Genomic DNA, 16,886 nt, shown 5'->3' with positions numbered 1-16,886 from the left:
TTTTGATCAATAACTTAGTCAATAGATTCAAATCCGGAGTCATCATTTGCGTTGCGACTCGGGCCCCCGTGGCCACTTCGATTACGTCACCGGGACGCCGTCGGCAACTGTGCCAGGGCCTGGCGCGACTCCAATTGCGCCATTGGAATCGGCTGTTCCGCCAAGCGCACTGTCATGGGCGAGGCGATCACCGGCCATTGGCCCTTGAGCTCATTGGTGGGTTCGTCGCCGCTGAAGACCAGATAGCTGTATTTACGATAATGGGGCAGCTTGCGCGCCAGGCCCGGCAGCGCCGCGGCCCGATCCGCTGCCAGCCAGACCAAGGCATGGGCATTGTCACCGGCGCGCCGGGCGGCCAACACCACAGCGTCGCGGGCCGGGTCAAAATGACGCTGATTCAGAACAACCTGCCCGTCGCGCTGTTCCACACCCTGTTCGGCCAAGGCCGCCACCAGCACCGGGGCAAAGCGATTGGCGCCCCCCAACAACCACACCGTGCGGTCGTCCGGTAAGCTGATCAAGGTGTCGTCATAACGCACGTCCACCTCGGCGGATTGACCTTGGCGCCAAGACGCCGCCAGGGTTTCATAGGCGGCGCGCGTCTCGGCGGCGGCCGCGGCCGGCAACACCAACAACACCCGCTCGGCGCCGAAGGCCTGGGACAGGGCCGGCGGGATCTCGGCCCGACTCAGGCGGCGAAACAGATCAAACTGCGGGTCCACATCCAGCCGCATCGGTTTGGCATCCAACCTTAGGGAAAAGGCCTGCTGTTTCTGTTTCATCTCGACGCGGGTTTGAACGGCCTGCTCGACGCCCTTCAGCGTCACCGCCAAGGGCACGGACATGCGATAGGCGGCCCCCGGCTGTTGCTGCTGCAACACCACGGTCAGGCGCCAGCCGTCGTCCTGCTCGGCCGTCTCCACCGTTTTTACTTGTAGCTCGGGCGCCCCGGTGCGCTGCACCCACTGCTCGAAAAATCCGCTCAAATCGGCCTCGTCGAGCCCCTGAAACACCTCGGCCAGCTCAGCGAAGCCGGCCTGCTTGAACTGATACTGGCGATAGAAGCGGCGCAGGCCGCGGACAAAGGCCTCATCGCCCAGGCGCTGGCGCAACATGTGAAACAGCATCTGAGTCTTGCCGTAACCGACGGCCTCGCTGCTGGAACTGTGCCGGGCGGTGAACTCGGCCAGGGGAAAATCGCGCCCCTCGGAGACGAAGTCGGCATAGTGCTGCAACAGATTGCGGCGAAAGATGAGGGCCGTCCCGCGCTGCTGCTGAATCAGATGGTCGGCCAGATAGGAGGTCAAGCCCTCCGCCCAATTGCCCTGGCGATAATCCACATAGACACTGTTGCCCCACCAGTTGTGCACTATCTCGTGTGGATAGGACGAGTGCAGGATAAACGGCAGGCGGATGACCGTCGGTCCCAGCAAGGTGAACGAAGGCATGCCGTAGCCGGTCTCCCAAAAATTCTCCACCAGCGCGAACTTCGTATAGGGATATGGGCCCAGCAGGCGGTTATACATTGCCAGATATTGCGCCGTCACCTCGAGATAGCGGTCGGCCAGGGCGGTATCTTCGGCGCGCAAAAAGGCCATGGCCTGCACCCGCCCGGCCGGCCTTGAATAGACATGAAACGGCGCGGCGATGAGATAGATCTCTTCCTGCGCATGGCGCTCCCGCCAGCTGACCCGCCCGTCGTCCGCCAGCTGCCGCGCGCCCTGACTGACCGTTTGCCATCGCGCCGGCACAACAGTATTCAGGGTAAATGAGACATAACGGCCTTCCACATGCGGATACCAGAGCGACGAGCCGGCCAGGAACACACCCTCATCGGCAATCACCCCGGCGCTCTGAGGAAAACTCCCGGCGTATTCGGTGGCCTCCTCGCTCAGACCGTGATCGATGAGGCCGGAATAGCGCAGAGTCAAGGTGGTTTGATCCGGCGCCGCTGAAATCCGGTAGGCCTTTGCCGGTACCGCGCCGTTTGTCTCTTGGGAGACGAGTTCCACGTTGTCCGGCGGCGCTTCCAGGGTCAGCGCCGCGTTGAGATAAAACACCAGCGACTCACCTGCCGTAAAACGAATCCGGTCAGTGACGTCTAGCCGATGATCGCCGGGGTGCAGACGGACATCCAGATCGTGGTGAATGACGCTTTCGCCCTGACCCAACGCCGACAGCGTTGAAAGCATTGCAATGAGGAAACACAGCGTCCTTAAGAAATTCATCCAGAATCCTTTTGATGACCGATAACCGTCACCTCACTTTAATCTATGAGCTTGAGCAAGAAAAGAAGAAAGCGGGAATCACGAGATGGTGCCCGGGGCCGGAATCGAACCGGCACGACCGTCTCCAGTCGAGGGATTTTCTTACCCACTACAGCTTTCGCTGCTGCATTTTCATTGAAAACGCATTTGTGGTCTGGACTTTCTCTTCACCGTATCATGCAAGCATGACGTAGGCGGGAGCCGTCAAGTCTCTACACTTTTCCTGGTCTTGGCAATGGGGGCAACGATGATGTTCTAAGGAAAGCGGCCATCAATCATTTCCAATTAGGTACATCCCATTTCAAAGGCCAAGCCTGGAACACAGGACAAGCTCTGCCGCGTAAAACATCAAGCGGTGATTGCCTGTCCAACAAAGTCCATATTCAATCTTGCACATTGAAAAGAAGACTTTTAAAAGAGGGCATGTTCGAGCACCGTTGCAGCCTCTGCAACAACACCCGTCGGCTAAAACACGCCGATCCCCCTTGAGCTTGACCATGTCAATGGCAACAACAAAGACAATAGATTAGAAAACCTGCGTCTTCTCTGCCCCAACTGCCATGCCCTTACTCCGACGTATCGAAGCAAAAACAGAACCAGGACTTAGCTCGGGATTGCCACCGCCGGATGCGCTGAGGTTTCCCCGAATTTGACTCCATTCACGCCAGGTGTTTCCAGCCTGGGTGCTCAGATATTTAAGTCCCTTGCGTCTACCAATTTCGCCACCCGGGCTATAGGTGACTTGCTTGTTACAACTACTAGAACAATGGAGGCTGAGGGCGGAATCGAACCGCCGTCCACGGCTTTGCAGGCCGCTGCATAGCCACTCTGCCACCCAGCCATCGGAAATCGAGTATAGCGGATTAATTCGCTACAAAAAAACCCCGGGGAGTGTATCCGAGGTTCGAGATTTGGAGCGGGAAACGAGACTCGAACTCGCGACCCCAACCTTGGCAAGGTTGTGCTCTACCAACTGAGCTATTCCCGCTTGCTTCACAAAAAGTGAGCGCTATTTTAACGTTTTCCGTCCGCCTGTCAAGCTTCTATCTCACTGTTTTTACTTTTTATTCGCAAGCATTCGGGCACCCGTGGAACGGCACGGAGACATTGCGCCATGAGCCAAATCGCCCTTATTCTTCTCTGCTCAATACCGGCCACGCGGCCTTTAAATACAGAACCATCGACCATAGGGTCAAGGCCACGGCGATGTAGAGAAACACCATGCCCAGCGAGTACATGGGGATACCCAGCAGCGGATCGCGATACAGCAGCATGAACAGGGCCGTCATCTGCGCCGTGGTCTTCCACTTACCCAGATTGGAAACGGCCACCTGGGCGCGCTCGCCGATCTCGGCCATCCACTCGCGCAAGGCCGAGACGGTGATCTCGCGACCGATAATCACCGCCGCCGCTACGGTCATGAGGAAGGTCGGGTGGGCCTGCACCAACAGCACCAGGGCCACGCCGACGATGAGCTTGTCGGCGACCGGATCGAGAAAGGCGCCGAAGCGCGACATCTGTCCCAGCTTGCGCGCCAGATAGCCATCCAGCCAGTCGGTGACGGCGGCCACGCCGAAGATGGCGGTCACGGCGATATTGACCCAGTCATAGGGCAGGAAGAACACCAGAACGAACACCGGGATCAATGCGATCCTGAGATAGGTCAGTAGGGTCGGTATGCTGGTCATAAATCCATTAGTCCTGATGAAAGGCGTCGTAGATGCGTTGCGCCAGCGCCCGGCTGACCCCCTTCACCCGGGCCAGATCGTCCACCCCGGCACGCGCCACCTCCTGCCAGCCGCCAAACTGGTTAAGCAGATCGCGGCGCCGTTTGGCACCGACACCGGGCACGCCTTCCAAGGGCGACGTGCTACGCGCCTTGGCGCGACGCTGGCGATGGCCGGTGATGGCAAAGCGATGCGCCTCGTCGCGAATCTGTTGGATCAAATGCAGGGCCGGCGAGTCCGCGGGCAGTATAATCGGCTCGCCACGCCCGGACAAGAACAGCGTCTCCAGCCCGGGTCTGCGCTCCGGCCCCTTGGCGATGCCCACCAGGGCGACATCCGCCACCTGCAGCTCATCCAGCACCGCGCGCGCCTGCGATAACTGCCCCTTGCCACCGTCGATAAACAGGATATCGGGCAGCTTGCCCTCCCCCTTTTTCAGGCGCGTGTAGCGTCTTGTTAAGGCCTGGTGCATGGCGCCGTAGTCATCGCCGGGTGTGATGCCCTCGATGTTAAAACGGCGATAATCGCTCTTGCGCGGCCCGTCGTGATCGAACACCACACAGGAGGCCACCGTCGCCTCACCCTGAGTATGGCTGATGTCGAAGCACTCCAAGCGGTTGGGCAGATCGTCCAAGCCCAGGGCATCCTGCAAGGCCTCGTAGCGCTGGCGCAGACCGGTTTTGTTCACCAGTTGCCGCGCCAGGGCCTGCTGCAGATTGGCCTCGGCCATCTCCAGCCAGCGCGCCCGATCGCCGCGCAGGTTGTGGCTGATAGAGACCTTGCGCCCGGCCTGCTCGCCCAGCACCGACTCCAGCCATTGCTGTTCCTCCAGGGCCTGATTGACCAAGACTTCGGCGGGCACCGGCTTGCCCAGATAATACTGGGGCAGGAAGGCGCCCAGCACTTCGGCCGGATCAGACTCCCGAGTATGCTTGGGGAAGAAGGTCTTGTTGCCCAGGTGATGGCCGCCGCGGATGAAAAATACCTGCACGCAGCCCACCCCATTTTTGACATCGCTGACGATGATATCCAGGTCGCCGCCGGCGCCGCTGACATACTGCTTTTGCTGTATGCGCCGCAGCGTGGCGATCTGATCGCGCAATGCCGCCGCCTTTTCAAATGCCAGCGCGGCACTGGCGCGCTCCATCTCGCTGACCAGCTCGTCAATCACCTGACTGTCCCTGCCCTCGAGAAACATCTCGGCATGGCGCACGTCCTCGGCATAGTCCGCCTCGCTGACGTAACCGACACAGGGCGCGGTGCAGCGTTTGATCTGGTATTGCAGGCAGGGGCGCGAACGATTGCGGAAAAAGCTGTCCTCGCACTGGCGCACACGGAACACCTTCTGCAACAGGTTCAAGGTTTCGCGCACCGCCCCGGCGCTGGGAAAGGGGCCGAAGTAACGCCCCTTGCCACGCTTGGCACCGCGATGGAACGACATGCGCGGAAAGCCGTCGGCGGAAATATAGATATAAGGATAACTCTTGTCGTCACGCAACAGCACGTTGTAGCGCGGCCGCAACTCCTTGATCAGATTGTTCTCAAGGATCAACGCCTCGTTCTCGGTGTTGGTGACCGTCACCTCGATGTTGGCGATCTGGCTCACCATGGCGCGGGTCTTGGGCGAGCCGGCGCCGCGGCTGAAATAGCTGCCGACGCGCTTGGCCAGGTTGCGCGCCTTGCCGACGTAGATCACCTCGCCCGCGGCGTTGAGCATGCGGTACACCCCCGGGTGTGAGCTGAGGGTCTTGAGGAAGGCCTTGGGATCGAAGTCGGCGCTGTGGGGCTGCCCGCTCATGCCGCTTGCGCAGGCGTCCCCATCAACTGGCGGGCGCGTGCAAAGACCTGTTGGAACATCGACTCGGTGAGGCGCTTGGTCTGGGTGTTGTAACGGCTGCAGTGATACGAATCCAGCAGCCACAGGCCGTCAGGCAGGGCATATTCATGGGCATGGCCGAACCTGTACTGCCCCTGTTTCAGTCCCTGCGCGCGCAGCACGGCATGGTGGGCGATGGACCCCAGGGCCAACACCACGGTGCCCGGCTTGAGCGCGGCCAATTCCTGCTTGAGGAAACCATTACAGCCCTTGATCTCGTCGGTGCTCGGCTTGTTTTGCGGCGGCAGGCACTTCACCGCATTGGTGATGCGGCAGTTTTTCAGCTTCAAGCCGTCGGCGGCCGACGCGGAAACGGGCCGGTTGCTGAAGCCAAAATCATAGAGGGTCTGGTACAACAGCACCCCTGCGTAATCGCCCGTGAAGGGCCGACCGGTCGCATTGGCGCCATGCATCCCCGGGGCCAGGCCGACAATCAGTAACTGGATATTCTTCGGCCCGAAGGGTGCCACCGGACGGGCGTGATAAGCGGGATAATCGGCCTTGACCTGGTCGAGAAAGCTCGCAAGGCGCGGGCATTGCCGGCAATTGGGGTCAAACATGTGCGTGTGTAAATGGTTGTTGGGGAAGAACCGTGATTTTATCACAGGGGCTTAAATCCCCCCTAACCCCCCTTTTTCAAAGGGGGAAATGGGTCGATGTCAAATTGTAGCTATCTCTTTTTATCTCTGACCGGCAATCTCTGGTAAAGACCTCTAACTGCTTCCCCCGTTTCGTAAAGGCCCCTTGTTCCCCCCTTTCGTAAAGGGGGGTTAGGGGGGATTTCAAGCACCACCCCGCAAACCCAACTCCTCGATAAACCCAAACTGAGTCATATCCTCGACCCGCTGCGGATACAGGATGCCGTCCAGATGATCCACCTCGTGTTGCACCACCCGGGCGTGGAAGCCGTTCACACTGCGATCGATGAGCGTGCCCGCCTGATCGACGCCGCGATAGCGAATCTGGGTATAGCGCGGCACCAGGCCGCGCATCCCCGGCACGCTCAGGCAGCCCTCCCAGCCTTCCTGCTGCTCGGCCACCGGATATTCGATGTCGGGATTGATCAGTACGGTAGTGGGTACCGGCTCGGCCTCGGGGTAGCGCGCGTTCCGTTCAAAGCCGAAAATAATGATGCGCAGACTTACGCCGATCTGCGGCGCCGCCAAGCCCACACCTTGATATTCGGCCATGGTGTCGAACATGTCGGCGATCAACGCATCCAGCACGGCTGTGTTAAACTCTGTCACCGGTTGAGCGACCTGTAACAGGGTCGGGTGGCCCATGCGCAAGACCTGCCTGATTGCCATCCTGCTCCCTCTCGATAAGCAAACGATTAACCCATCATAACCCGATCGCGGTGCCTATGAAACGCGTAATTCACGGCCTTATTTTCGTCTCGATCGCCCTGCCGGCGATGGCCCAGGCGCAGCAGGCGCCGCCCTGGTACGAGGTCGAGATCATCCTCTTCGAACATCTAAATCCGGATGCCGCGGCGTCCGAGCGCTGGCCTCGGGAGGTCGTCGCGCCGAATCTCGAGGGCAGTATCGAATTGCTGCATGAAGCCCCGCCCGAGGATACTGCCGAGGCCACCGCCGCGCCCGACGCAGCGGCAAGCGGCACGCCCGGCGGCGCCGCTCCCTACCTGATTCTGCCGCCTGAGCAATATCAACTCAATGACGCCTACCGCGAGCTGGTCGACGCGCCGGACTACCTGCCCTATGTCCATGTGGCCTGGCGCCAGATCATTCCGCCGCGCGAACACCCCGACCGCATCTTCATTCATGACCAACTCAGCGCAGCGCTTCAGGACGCACCCGGCGACGAGTCACCGGCGGCTCAAGCAGCGCAGGCGGCCCCCTCGGCCGCCGATATATTCGCCGATGACATGCTCATCGAAGGGCCGCTGGATTTTAATCCGCCCGCCCACACCCTAAGCGGTGTGATCAGTCTCGGGATTGGGCGTTATCTGCACGTCAACGCCGACCTGTTGCTGTATAAACCGCAGGCGCAGGAGATGGCGCAGAACGCGCCGCTGGATGAAAACCTGGAGTTTGAACCACCCTCAGCCCTGGCCGATACCGCCGGGCGCGACGCCGTAGCCGAAGAAGACGAGCATCCCCCCGAGTTATTCCGCATCCAGGGCGATCTGCGTTTGCCCAGCGGCGAAGTGCATTATCTGGATCACCCACGGGTGGGCATGCTGATTCTGTTTACTCCCTACACACCCCCGGAACCGCAACCGGCCGATGCACAATCCGACTCGGATAAGGCCATCGAACCCTTTGTCGACGTCAATCAAAGCACTCCGACACGGCAGTCGCAGTAGACGGGCGGTGAGAACGCCGGGCTAAAGCAACGGCACCAGCCGCTCAAACATGGCGCGCACATTATCCATGCCCTTGCCCAGACACTTCTGGATTTCCGCCATGGTGATCTCGCCCTCACTGCGTCCCGCGGCCCAATTGACGCTCACGGCACAGGTGGCATAGGCCATGCCCAGCTCCCGTGCCAGGGCGGCCTCGGGCATGCCGGTCATGCCCACCATGGTGCAACCGTCGCGCGCGTAGCGATTGATCTCGGCGGCGGTCTCCAGCCGCGGGCCTTGGGCGGCGGCATAGGTGCCGGCGTCGCAGAAGTCCACCTTCGCCTCAGTGCAGGCCTGAATCAACAGGCGGCGCAGCTCGGCGTCATAGGGATAGGTGAAATCGATATGCACCACTTCGTCCAGCCCTTCCTCGAAAAAGGTGTTCTTGCGTGACCAGGTGTAGTCGACAATCTGATCGGGAATGCCCAGCGAGGTGGGCACAAAGGCTGAATCGATGGCGCCGACCGCGGCAATGGCGACGATGCGTTCAACGCCCAGATTATTGAGCGCCCAGATGTTGGCGCGGTAGTTGATCTTGTGCGGCGGGATGGTGTGACCGGCGCCGTGGCGCGGCAGAAACAACACATTCTTACCGCACAGAGTGCCGTGGGTGATGGTGCCCGAGGGTTCGCCGTAGGGGGTGTGCACCACTTCCCGCTTGGTGATTTCCAGTTGCTCCAGACGGGTGAGTCCGGTACCGCCGATAATGGCCACATTGCTCATTTTGATCGCTCCCGAAAATTCAGATGTATGGCAGGCACTACATGCCCTTGACCGCGTAAATGCCGGCGGCGTTGCGCAGGTAACCTTTGTAATCCATGCCGTAGCCGAACAGATAACGGTCTTCCACCTGCAGACCGACGAAATCGACCTGCAGGTGGGATGCGCGTTGGCGCGTCTTTTCCACCAACACCGCGGTATAGACCTGCGCCGCGCCGGCGGCCTGGCAGTCGGCGACGATGGCCTCCAGGGTCAAACCCTCGTCGAAGATGTCATCCACCAGCAGCACCACCCGATCCTTGAGCGGCTTGTGGGGTTTGACGACCCAGTCCAGGCTGCCGCCCGCGGTATTGTGACCGTAGCGGGTGGCGTGGATGTAATCGGTCATCAGCGGGAAATCGAGGCGCGGCAGCAACATGCCGGCGGGGATCACACCGCCGGTCATAACGCACAGCACCAGCGGATTTTTATCCGCCAGTTCGGCGCTGATCGCGGCGGCCATTGTGTCGAAGGCGGCTTCGACCTGCGCCTTGCTGCAGAGCAGATCGGCCTCGCGCATGACCTGCTTTGCCTCGTCCAGATAGTCGGATGTCATCATCGCTGCTCCACTCGCTTAATCATGCCCCGCCACGGCGGTGCGCCCCGGCGTCGCCGGCAGCCGCGGCAGGTCGATGGTAGGGAATTCGCCGCTCAGGGTCCGCAAGAAGGCGACGATGTCGGCCACCTGCGCCTCATCCAATTCGGTTTGGGTCTGGGTCTTGGCCATGACGCGCACCGCCTCGTCCAGGGTCTTCACCGCCCCATTATGAAAATAGGGCGCGGTTAGCGCCACATTGCGCAGCGACGGCACGCGCCACATGCGCCGGTCGGTGTCGATCTGGCTGTAGTCGTAGCGGCCGATGTCCTCGGCCAGGCGGTAGCGCCGCTCGTAATCGGTGCCGGGATGATTGGGGAACAATTCGTAAAAGCCTTGGCCCTGCTGCAAGGCCAGCCCGGGTTGCGGACCGGCCAGATTGACCCAGAAATGACAAGAGGCGCAACGCTGCTCAATAAAGGTCTCAAAACCCCGTTGCGCTTGCGTTGAGATGGCCTGCTCAGCGCCACGCAAATAACGATCAAAGGGACTGTCGGCGGTCACCAGGGTGCGTTCGAAACTGGCCAGGGCGCGGACAATGTTGGCAAAGCTCACCCCCGGCTCGCCGAACACCTGCTCGAACTGCTGCCGATACTCGGGAATGGCAGCGATGCGCGCGGCGAGCTGATAGCCGTCCGCCATGCCCATCACCTTGGGATCGAGCAGATGCCGCTGATTTTGTTGCTCCAGGGTCTGGGCGCTGCCGTCCCAGTTATAGACGGTATGATAGGCGGCGTTCCAAATCGTCAGGGTGCTGCGCCGGCCCGTGCGGCCGTAGACGCCCACCGGCTGGGCGCGGCCGTCCTCGCCGCCGGCGGCGAGATTGTGGCAGCTCTGACAGGCATGGGTGCCGGTGACCGACAGGCGCGGATCAAAGAACAGTTGCTTGCCCAGCGCGATCTTAGCCTGACTTTGCGGATTTTCGTCTGGAATGGGCGGCTGCGGCGGCAGGGGCTGAAAGGTCCAGGGGATGGCGGCCTGGGCCACTGACATCATCATCAGTAGAACCAATGCGGAAACGAGTTGGGATAACTGCATGCTTGTTCCTATATCGAAATGAAAGGTGTTGTGATGCGCCGTTCGGTGGCGACCGCGGCGGCCATCACAGCTTGATAAAACATTGGCGGATTTTACAATAAATCCAGCGGCTTGGCCTGCAACAACGGCTCAACGGCCTGCAAGGCCTGGTGCCAATGGGGATCGTTGTGGAGCCGGTCGCGGCTGATGGGCTGGCGGCCGTGCATGCGCGCCAGACGCAAATGGGACGCCGGGTTGTCGAAGCGCTCCAGGCGTTCCAGGGTATTGCAGATCTCGGTGAAATTGTCGCACACCAATACCATGTCGCAGCCCGCCGCCAGCGCCGCCTCGGCGCGATCGCTGACACTGCCCATCGGCGCCGCCCCCGCCATCAGCAAATCGTCGCTGAAAATGGCGCCCTGAAAACCGAGACGCTTGCGTAATACCTCCTGCAACCAAAAGCGGGAGAAACCGGCGGGCTGGCTGTCCACCTGGGGATAGATCACATGGCCGGGCATGACGCCGGCCAGCCCGGCATGGACCAGGCGTTCGAAGGGGACCAGGTCTTCCAGCTCGATGTCCACCAATGCGCGCTCGTCGCGCGCGATGCCTACGTGGGTATCGACCTCCACCGCGCCATGGCCGGGAAAGTGCTTGCCCGTCGCCGACATGCCGGCCTTGTTCATGCCGCTGACAACACTTTGGGCCAGGTCGGCCACGGCCTGCGCCTGGCGGTGAAACGAGCGATCACCAATGATCTCGGATACGCCGTGATCCAAATCCAGCACCGGGGCGAAACTGAAATCCACCCCCACGGCGCGCAGCTCCACCGCCATCAGCCAGCCCACGGTCTCGGCCAGGCGCCGGGCACGCTTAGGCTCGTCGTCGTAGATCTCGCCCAGACGGCGCATGGGTGGCAAGCGGCTGAAGCCGTCGCGAAAACGCTGCACCCGACCCCCCTCGTGATCGACACTGACCAGCAAATGGGGATCGCGCAGTTGATGGATCTCGGCGATCAGTGTTTGCAGTTGGTGCGGACTGTCATAGTTACGGCTGAACAGGATTACCGCCCCCACCATCGGGTGGAGCAGCATGTCCCGTTCTTCCTGGTTCAGGGTCTTGCCTGACAGGCCGACCATTACCGGGCCTAGTGACATGGGATTGTCCTTGTGTTTGTGGTGAATACATTCGTCATGTTGGTGTTAGTCGTTAGTTCATTAATCCGAGATCCACCTTCCCGCCCCCCTTTTTAAAGGGCACCCTCGCGGGCATAAAGGGTTAGGGGGGATTTCGCCGTCCTCTAAATCCCCCCTCCATCCCCCTTTAAAAAGGGGGAGGCTAAGTACGTACACCCGCGTAACGCGGAGACATCAGGATGCTCTTTGCCAAACAGGGACTTATCCTACTATCCGCCGATGTCCGGAAACCACCTCACGGTTCCCCCCTTTGAAAAAGGGCACCCTCGCGGGCATAAAGGGTTAGGGGGGATTTCGCCGCCCTGTAAATCCCCCTCCATCCCCCTTTAAAAAAGGGGGACGCTGGGTTGGTGCGCCCTCAGAGTCCTGACAAATCATCCGAGCTGGGCAAGGCAAACGCGACCAGCCTCAGCGCCCGCGCACATCCAACCAATCACGCATTTGATCCCCCAACAGATTCACCGCCAGCACCACCAGCATCAACATCACCCCGGGCACCAACACCATGTGCGGCGCCACCAGCAGATAGCGCGCGCCGTCGCGGATCATGCTGCCCCAAGAGGCCGCCGGCGGCTGCACCCCCAGACCCAGAAACGACAGCCCGGCCTCGGCGATCACCGCCCCGGCGACGGCAAAAGTGGCCTCCACAATCAGTGGTGCCATGATCAAGGGCAGAATGTGTTTCAGAATAATCTTGGCGGGCGGCGTGCCCAGGGCATGGGCCGCCACCACGTGCTCGCGATGCTTGATGGTGAGCACCTGGGCCCGCGCCAGACGCGCGAAGCCCACCCACCCCACCACGCTCAGGGCGATGATGACATTGTTAATGCCCGGCCCCAACAGACCCGCCAGGGCGATGGCCAGCAGGATGCCGGGAAATGCCAGGAAGATGTCGATAATGCGCACCACCAGGTGATCCAGCCAGCCGCCGGCATAGGCGCTTACCGCACCGATCAGGGTACCGACGATGAGAGACAACAGCACCACCACCACCGCCACCAGAAACGAGGTCCGGGCCCCGGCCACCAGCCGGTCCCACAAGGGTCGACCCAGGTCGTCGTAACCCAGCCAGGCATCAATGCCCGGCGTTTGCAGGATCTTGGGCAGGTGGATGTCGTTGGGCATGAGCCCCAGCCAACCGCCGAACAGGGCGAGAAAGGCCCACACGACTAGCACCCCGGCCGGCCAGTACAGGCGGATCATTCCGTCACCCTCACGCGCGGGTCGAGCCAGCCGTAGAGTACGTCGGTCAGCGTGTTGACCACCACATAGCTCAGGCTGATCAGTAACACGCAGGCCTGCACCACGGGGTAATCGCGGCGCTGGATGGACTCAATGGTGAGCTGACCCAGGCCGGGCCAGGAAAACACCACCTCGGTGATCACCGCCCCGCCCAGCAGCACCCCGAGCTGCAAACCCAGCAGGGTAATCACCGGCAGCAAGGCGTTGCCCAAGGCATGGCGCCAGATCACCAGGCGCTCGCTCAGACCCTTGGCGCGGGCGGTACGGATGTAGTCCTCTCCCAGGGTCTCCAACAGGGTGGCGCGCACCATGCGCGACAAGATGGCCGCCATGGCCGTACCCAGGGTCAGGGCGGGCAGAATCAGCGAGGCCAGACCGTCGCGGCCGCTGACCGGAAACCAGCCCAGCCAGAGCGAGAACACCAGGATCAGGATCGGCCCCATGAGGAAGTTGGGGATGGAGACACCCAGCAGCGACAAGCCCATGGCGCTTTGATCCCAATGGCTGCCCTTGCGCACCGCCGCCAGTACGCCCAGGGGAAACGCGATCAGCACGGCGACGATCAGGGCGGCGAGCGCCAATTCCGCCGTGGCCGGGATGCGCTCGGCCAGCATCTCGGTGATGGGTTGCTGGGAGTAAAGCGAGGTACCCAGATCAAAGCGCACCAGTTGGGCAAGATAGTGGCCGTATTGTACCGCGAGGGGTTGATCCAGTCCCAAAGATTGGCGCAGCGCCTCGCGGTCGGCGGCCTGGGCCGATTCGCCCAGCATCACCTCCACCGGATCGCCGGGCACCAGGTGCAGAAAGAAGAACACCAGGGTGGTCACGCCGAAGACGACGAACAGGGCACTGGCCAGGCGAGAGACGAGAAAGCTCAGCATGGAGGGGGGGTCTTTCCTGGCTTGTTAAATCTCCCCCAGACCTTAAATCTCCCCCCAACCCCTTTATGCCCTTTAGGGTGCTCTTTAGCAAAGAGGGGGCTTATGGGACCACCGCCCCGCCACGAGGAAACGCTAGGTCTTTTAAATCTCCTGCAAACCCCCTCTTTAAAAGAGAGAAGGCTTAGCGGGGTGCCGTCCCGCCACGCGTAAATATCAAGCCCTTTAATTCGCCCCCAAACCCCTTTATGCCCTTTAGGGTGCTCTTTAGAAAAGCGGGGGCTTAGCGGGGCTCCGTCCTCCCTCGAGGAAACGCCATGCCTTTTAACCCCCCACACTCCCTCTTTAGTAATGAGGGAGATTAGCGAGGCTCCGTCCCGCCAAGAGGAAACACCATAGCTGTGACGCAGCCCCGTCATATCCCCCCCTTTACTAAAGGGGGGCTAGGGGGGATTTCACCCTCCTCCCCCGCAATAAACACCCGCGTCCCTACCTTCACCAGGTCGAACAAGCGCATCACATCCTGATTCCGCATCCGCACGCAGCCATGTGAATTGGCCACGCCCATGGCTTCACTGTCGGGCGTACCGTGGATATAAATAAAGCGCCTCATGGTATCCACTTTACCCAGGCGATTCACGCCCGGCTCCAGTCCGCTGAGCCAGAGAATGCGACTGAGTATCCAATCCCGCTCCGGGTGACGCGCCGCCAGCGCGGGCGTGTAGATCTCCCCTGTCGGCCGGCGCCCGCTAAAGACGGCGTTTTCCGGTTCGCCCGCACCGATCTTGGCGCGCACCTTGTGCCAACCGCGGGGGGTACAAGCGCTGCCGTCTTGTTCGCCCACACCGTTGGCGGCGGTGGAGACCGGAAAGCTTGCCACCACCGCCGCGCCGCGACGCAGCCTCAGCTGCTGCGCGGCAACGCTGATTTCGATCCAAAGTTCGTCAGGTTCCATCTTTGCTGACATTGATCAGTCCGTCATAATTGCCGTCACGCGCCAGGGTATAACCGTTGATCCCTTTGCGCGCGGCGAAGAGATGATCTTCGTACCATAGAGGCACATAGGGCAACTGCTGCAACAGGCGGGCCTGGAGTTCGGCATACAGCCGGGCCTGATCGTCCAAGGCCGTCTTCTGCTCAGCGGCCTCGATCAGCTCATCGGCCAGCTTATCAAAATAGCGGCCGCGATTGGCGCCGCGCGGCGGTATCGATTCGCTGTGAAACACATAGCGGAAGATGTCCGGCGTCTTGATGCCCACCCAACTGAGGCTGAACATCTGAAAGCGTCCCGCCTTGATGTCACCGTAAAAGGTGCCCCAGTCGTAACTGCGCAGCTCCACATCAATGCCGACCTCGGCCAACTGCTGCTGTATCACCGTGGCCAGACGAATGCGGAAGGGATCGCTGGAGGTCTTGTAGACCAAGTGCGGCCGCTTGGCGCCGATGTAGCCCGCCTCTTTCAGCAGCACCCGCGCCCGGGCGGGGGCGTAGGGATAAAGTTTTAGATCGGGATCGCCGGCCCAATGATCGGGCGGCAACAGGGCGCTGGCGCGCGTCGCCGCCCCGCCCATGATGTATTCGATGATGGCCTGACGGTCGATGGCGTGGGCAATGGCCTGGCGCAGCTTGAGCCGACCGGTATCCTCGTCCTCCAGGTTAAACCCCAGATAGGTGAAATTGGAGCCCGGCGCGCGCCGCAGCCGAATCGCTTCCTGCTCGGCAAGATAGCTGACCAGCTCGGGCGGCAGATCGTTCTGCAACATGTCGATCTCGCCGCGCAGCAGTTTCAGCACCCGCACGGTGGGATTCTTGACCGTAATGAATTCGAAACGGCGCTCGTCGTCCAGCCGCTCGAGGACCAACTTACCTTCCTCCGGCCAGGCGAGGAATTGGAACGGCCCACTGCCCACCGGTTGCCGGCTGAAGGGATGCTGAGCCGCCAGCAATTCGGCCGGCAGGATGCCGATCACCAGCCGGCCGGGAAACAAGGGATCGGCGTCCTTGAGATGGAAATCTAGGGTCTGCTCGTCAATCACCTCGATGGCCTCGATCATGTTGAGACCGGCACGGTGAGGCGAACCGGTGGCGGGATCGAGAATAGCAGCATAGGTCGCCTTGACGTCCGCCGCCGTCAATGCGGTGTCATTGTGAAAGGTCGCCATGCCCATGAGCAGATGAAAGCGGTAATGGTCCGGACTGAGCCGGCGCCATTCGGCCAAGGAGGGTTGCGGACGTAGGTTCTGATCGAAATCCACCAGACGTTGGTAGAGCAGGCGGTTGATGCGCGTGGAGGCGGCATCGGTGGCAAAACGGGGATCGAGATTGATGGGGCTGCTGGAGAGGCCGAAGCGCAGCGCCTCAGGATCCGGCCGGCTGCAACCGGAAAGTGCCAACGCCCCCAGCAATACCAGCAGCAGCGCATAACGGACAAACGTGGTCAAAATCAGTCGGTGTCCTTCCACTCGCGATAGGGATGCTGGACCAGGCAGACGTTGTAATAGCGCTTGTCGTCGGAGACCTCCCGGCCGACCCAGGACGGCCGCTCAAAGTCTTCGTCCTCGGCGTTCAATTCCACTTCCGCCACGACCAGGCCTTTGTTGTCGCCTTCGAACACATCCACCTCCCAGAGGTGATGGCCGTGATCGACAAAATAGCGCGTCTTCTCGATCTTGGGCCCGAGGCAGAGTTCATCGAGCATCTGCTCGGCGTCACTCACGGGGATGACATATTCAAATTCATGACGACTCACGCCCAGGGTCATACTCTTGATATTTAGATAACCTGTGCCGTCGGCCACGCGCACCCGCACCGAGGCGCCGTCGGAATTGGCCAGGTAGCCCTGGCGATAAAACGAGGCCTTTTTTACCGCGTCGCGCCAGGCATCATTTTTAACCAGGAATTTACGTTCGATTTCGGTCGCCATGAGTTTCCGTCCGGGCACGGGGCTGGTAATATGTCTGACTC

Annotated in this window: 15 protein-coding genes and 2 tRNA genes; 1 reads left to right on the top strand and 16 read right to left on the bottom strand. The window is 61.0% G+C overall.

The features are described 5' to 3' along the window. Window positions 1-86: 86 nt before the first annotated feature. From Tel_08800 to Tel_08770, 7 genes are all read right to left on the bottom strand, one after another. The gene (locus Tel_08800) at window positions 87-2,171 is read right to left on the bottom strand and encodes a hypothetical protein (protein ID ALP53243.1); all 2,085 of its coding nucleotides are present in this window, start codon (window positions 2,169-2,171) and stop codon (window positions 87-89) included. Between the two features lie 863 nt (window positions 2,172-3,034). After that, window positions 3,035-3,108 (bottom strand) — tRNA-Cys (locus Tel_08795). Between the two features lie 71 nt (window positions 3,109-3,179). Beyond that, window positions 3,180-3,255: transfer RNA gene (locus Tel_08790), tRNA-Gly, on the bottom strand. 142 nt (window positions 3,256-3,397) lie between these two features. Further along, entirely contained in the window at window positions 3,398-3,955 is a 558-nt protein-coding gene (locus tag Tel_08785; GenBank protein ALP53242.1) for a CDP-diacylglycerol--glycerol-3-phosphate 3-phosphatidyltransferase, read from the bottom strand. A 7-nt stretch (window positions 3,956-3,962) separates the two neighbouring features. After that, complete coding sequence (gene uvrC, locus Tel_08780) at window positions 3,963-5,792, bottom strand: excinuclease ABC subunit C (GenBank protein ALP53241.1); 1,830 nt, start codon at window positions 5,790-5,792, stop codon at window positions 3,963-3,965. Next, window positions 5,789-6,430 (bottom strand): SPO1 DNA polymerase, encoded by a 642-nt coding sequence (locus Tel_08775; GenBank protein ALP53240.1) that lies wholly within the window; start codon window positions 6,428-6,430, stop codon window positions 5,789-5,791. The genes uvrC and Tel_08775 overlap by 4 nt, the downstream gene beginning before the upstream one ends. Before the next feature lie 222 nt (window positions 6,431-6,652). Next, on the bottom strand, window positions 6,653-7,177 hold the full coding sequence (locus tag Tel_08770) for a peptide deformylase (protein ALP53239.1): 525 nt from the start codon (window positions 7,175-7,177) through the stop codon (window positions 6,653-6,655). Window positions 7,178-7,233: 56 nt separating this feature from the next. Here Tel_08770 and Tel_08765 point away from each other — a divergent pair, with 56 nt between their 5' ends. Then, window positions 7,234-8,196: a hypothetical protein gene (locus Tel_08765; GenBank protein ID ALP53238.1), complete on the top strand. Its 963-nt coding sequence runs from the start codon at window positions 7,234-7,236 to the stop codon at window positions 8,194-8,196. A gap of 21 nt (window positions 8,197-8,217) precedes the next feature. Here Tel_08765 and Tel_08760 read toward each other — a convergent pair whose 3' ends face one another. The 9 genes from Tel_08760 to Tel_08720 all read right to left on the bottom strand — a co-directional run bounded on the left by Tel_08760 (window position 8,218) and on the right by Tel_08720 (window position 16,845). Next, window positions 8,218-8,958 (bottom strand): 5'-methylthioadenosine phosphorylase, encoded by a 741-nt coding sequence (locus tag Tel_08760; protein ID ALP53237.1) that lies wholly within the window; start codon window positions 8,956-8,958, stop codon window positions 8,218-8,220. Window positions 8,959-8,995: 37 nt separating this feature from the next. Beyond that, window positions 8,996-9,550 (bottom strand): hypoxanthine-guanine phosphoribosyltransferase, encoded by a 555-nt coding sequence (locus Tel_08755; GenBank protein ALP54794.1) that lies wholly within the window; start codon window positions 9,548-9,550, stop codon window positions 8,996-8,998. 18 nt (window positions 9,551-9,568) lie between these two features. Beyond that, window positions 9,569-10,588 (bottom strand): hypothetical protein, encoded by a 1,020-nt coding sequence (locus Tel_08750; protein ID ALP53236.1) that lies wholly within the window; start codon window positions 10,586-10,588, stop codon window positions 9,569-9,571. A gap of 131 nt (window positions 10,589-10,719) precedes the next feature. Beyond that, the gene (locus tag Tel_08745; GenBank protein ID ALP53235.1) at window positions 10,720-11,763 is read right to left on the bottom strand and encodes a beta-hexosaminidase; all 1,044 of its coding nucleotides are present in this window, start codon (window positions 11,761-11,763) and stop codon (window positions 10,720-10,722) included. Window positions 11,764-12,210: 447 nt separating this feature from the next. Continuing rightward, window positions 12,211-13,005, bottom strand: coding sequence for an ABC transporter permease (locus tag Tel_08740; protein ID ALP53234.1), 795 nt, complete (start codon window positions 13,003-13,005; stop codon window positions 12,211-12,213). After that, on the bottom strand, window positions 13,002-13,925 hold the full coding sequence (locus Tel_08735) for a glutathione ABC transporter permease (GenBank protein ALP53233.1): 924 nt from the start codon (window positions 13,923-13,925) through the stop codon (window positions 13,002-13,004). Before Tel_08735 ends, Tel_08740 begins: the two co-directional genes overlap by 4 nt. Before the next feature lie 412 nt (window positions 13,926-14,337). Next, window positions 14,338-14,889, bottom strand: a complete 552-nt coding sequence (locus Tel_08730) for a peptidase (GenBank protein ALP53232.1) — start codon at window positions 14,887-14,889, stop codon at window positions 14,338-14,340. Further along, window positions 14,867-16,366 carry a peptide ABC transporter substrate-binding protein gene (locus Tel_08725; protein ID ALP54793.1) on the bottom strand — a complete coding sequence of 500 codons (1,500 nt, stop codon included), beginning with the start codon at window positions 16,364-16,366 and terminating at the stop codon, window positions 14,867-14,869. The genes Tel_08730 and Tel_08725 overlap by 23 nt, the downstream gene beginning before the upstream one ends. Continuing rightward, entirely contained in the window at window positions 16,366-16,845 is a 480-nt protein-coding gene (locus Tel_08720; protein ID ALP53231.1) for a hypothetical protein, read from the bottom strand. Before Tel_08720 ends, Tel_08725 begins: the two co-directional genes overlap by 1 nt. Between the last annotated feature and the right edge of the window lie 41 nt (window positions 16,846-16,886).

It is taken from the genome of Candidatus Tenderia electrophaga, assembly GCA_001447805.1.
Classification (GTDB): Bacteria; Pseudomonadota; Gammaproteobacteria; order Tenderiales; family Tenderiaceae; genus Tenderia; species Tenderia electrophaga.
Note: the sequence above shows the minus strand (reverse complement) of the source record. Positions and strands in the feature narration are given on the sequence as shown.

Coding starts and splice junctions, on each gene's coding strand:
- Tel_08785 (ALP53242.1), bottom strand. CDS start 3,955: ATGACCAGCATACCGACCCTACTGACCTATCTCAGGATCGCATTGATC.
- uvrC (ALP53241.1), bottom strand. CDS start 5,792: ATGAGCGGGCAGCCCCACAGCGCCGACTTCGATCCCAAGGCCTTCCTC.
- Tel_08775 (ALP53240.1), bottom strand. CDS start 6,430: ATGTTTGACCCCAATTGCCGGCAATGCCCGCGCCTTGCGAGCTTTCTC.
- Tel_08770 (ALP53239.1), bottom strand. CDS start 7,177: ATGGCAATCAGGCAGGTCTTGCGCATGGGCCACCCGACCCTGTTACAG.
- Tel_08765 (ALP53238.1), top strand. CDS start 7,234: ATGAAACGCGTAATTCACGGCCTTATTTTCGTCTCGATCGCCCTGCCG.
- Tel_08760 (ALP53237.1), bottom strand. CDS start 8,958: ATGAGCAATGTGGCCATTATCGGCGGTACCGGACTCACCCGTCTGGAG.
- Tel_08755 (ALP54794.1), bottom strand. CDS start 9,550: ATGACATCCGACTATCTGGACGAGGCAAAGCAGGTCATGCGCGAGGCC.
- Tel_08750 (ALP53236.1), bottom strand. CDS start 10,588: ATGATGATGTCAGTGGCCCAGGCCGCCATCCCCTGGACCTTTCAGCCC.
- Tel_08745 (ALP53235.1), bottom strand. CDS start 11,763: ATGTCACTAGGCCCGGTAATGGTCGGCCTGTCAGGCAAGACCCTGAAC.
- Tel_08740 (ALP53234.1), bottom strand. CDS start 13,005: ATGATCCGCCTGTACTGGCCGGCCGGGGTGCTAGTCGTGTGGGCCTTT.
- Tel_08735 (ALP53233.1), bottom strand. CDS start 13,925: ATGCTGAGCTTTCTCGTCTCTCGCCTGGCCAGTGCCCTGTTCGTCGTC.
- Tel_08730 (ALP53232.1), bottom strand. CDS start 14,889: ATGTCAGCAAAGATGGAACCTGACGAACTTTGGATCGAAATCAGCGTT.
- Tel_08720 (ALP53231.1), bottom strand. CDS start 16,845: ATGGCGACCGAAATCGAACGTAAATTCCTGGTTAAAAATGATGCCTGG.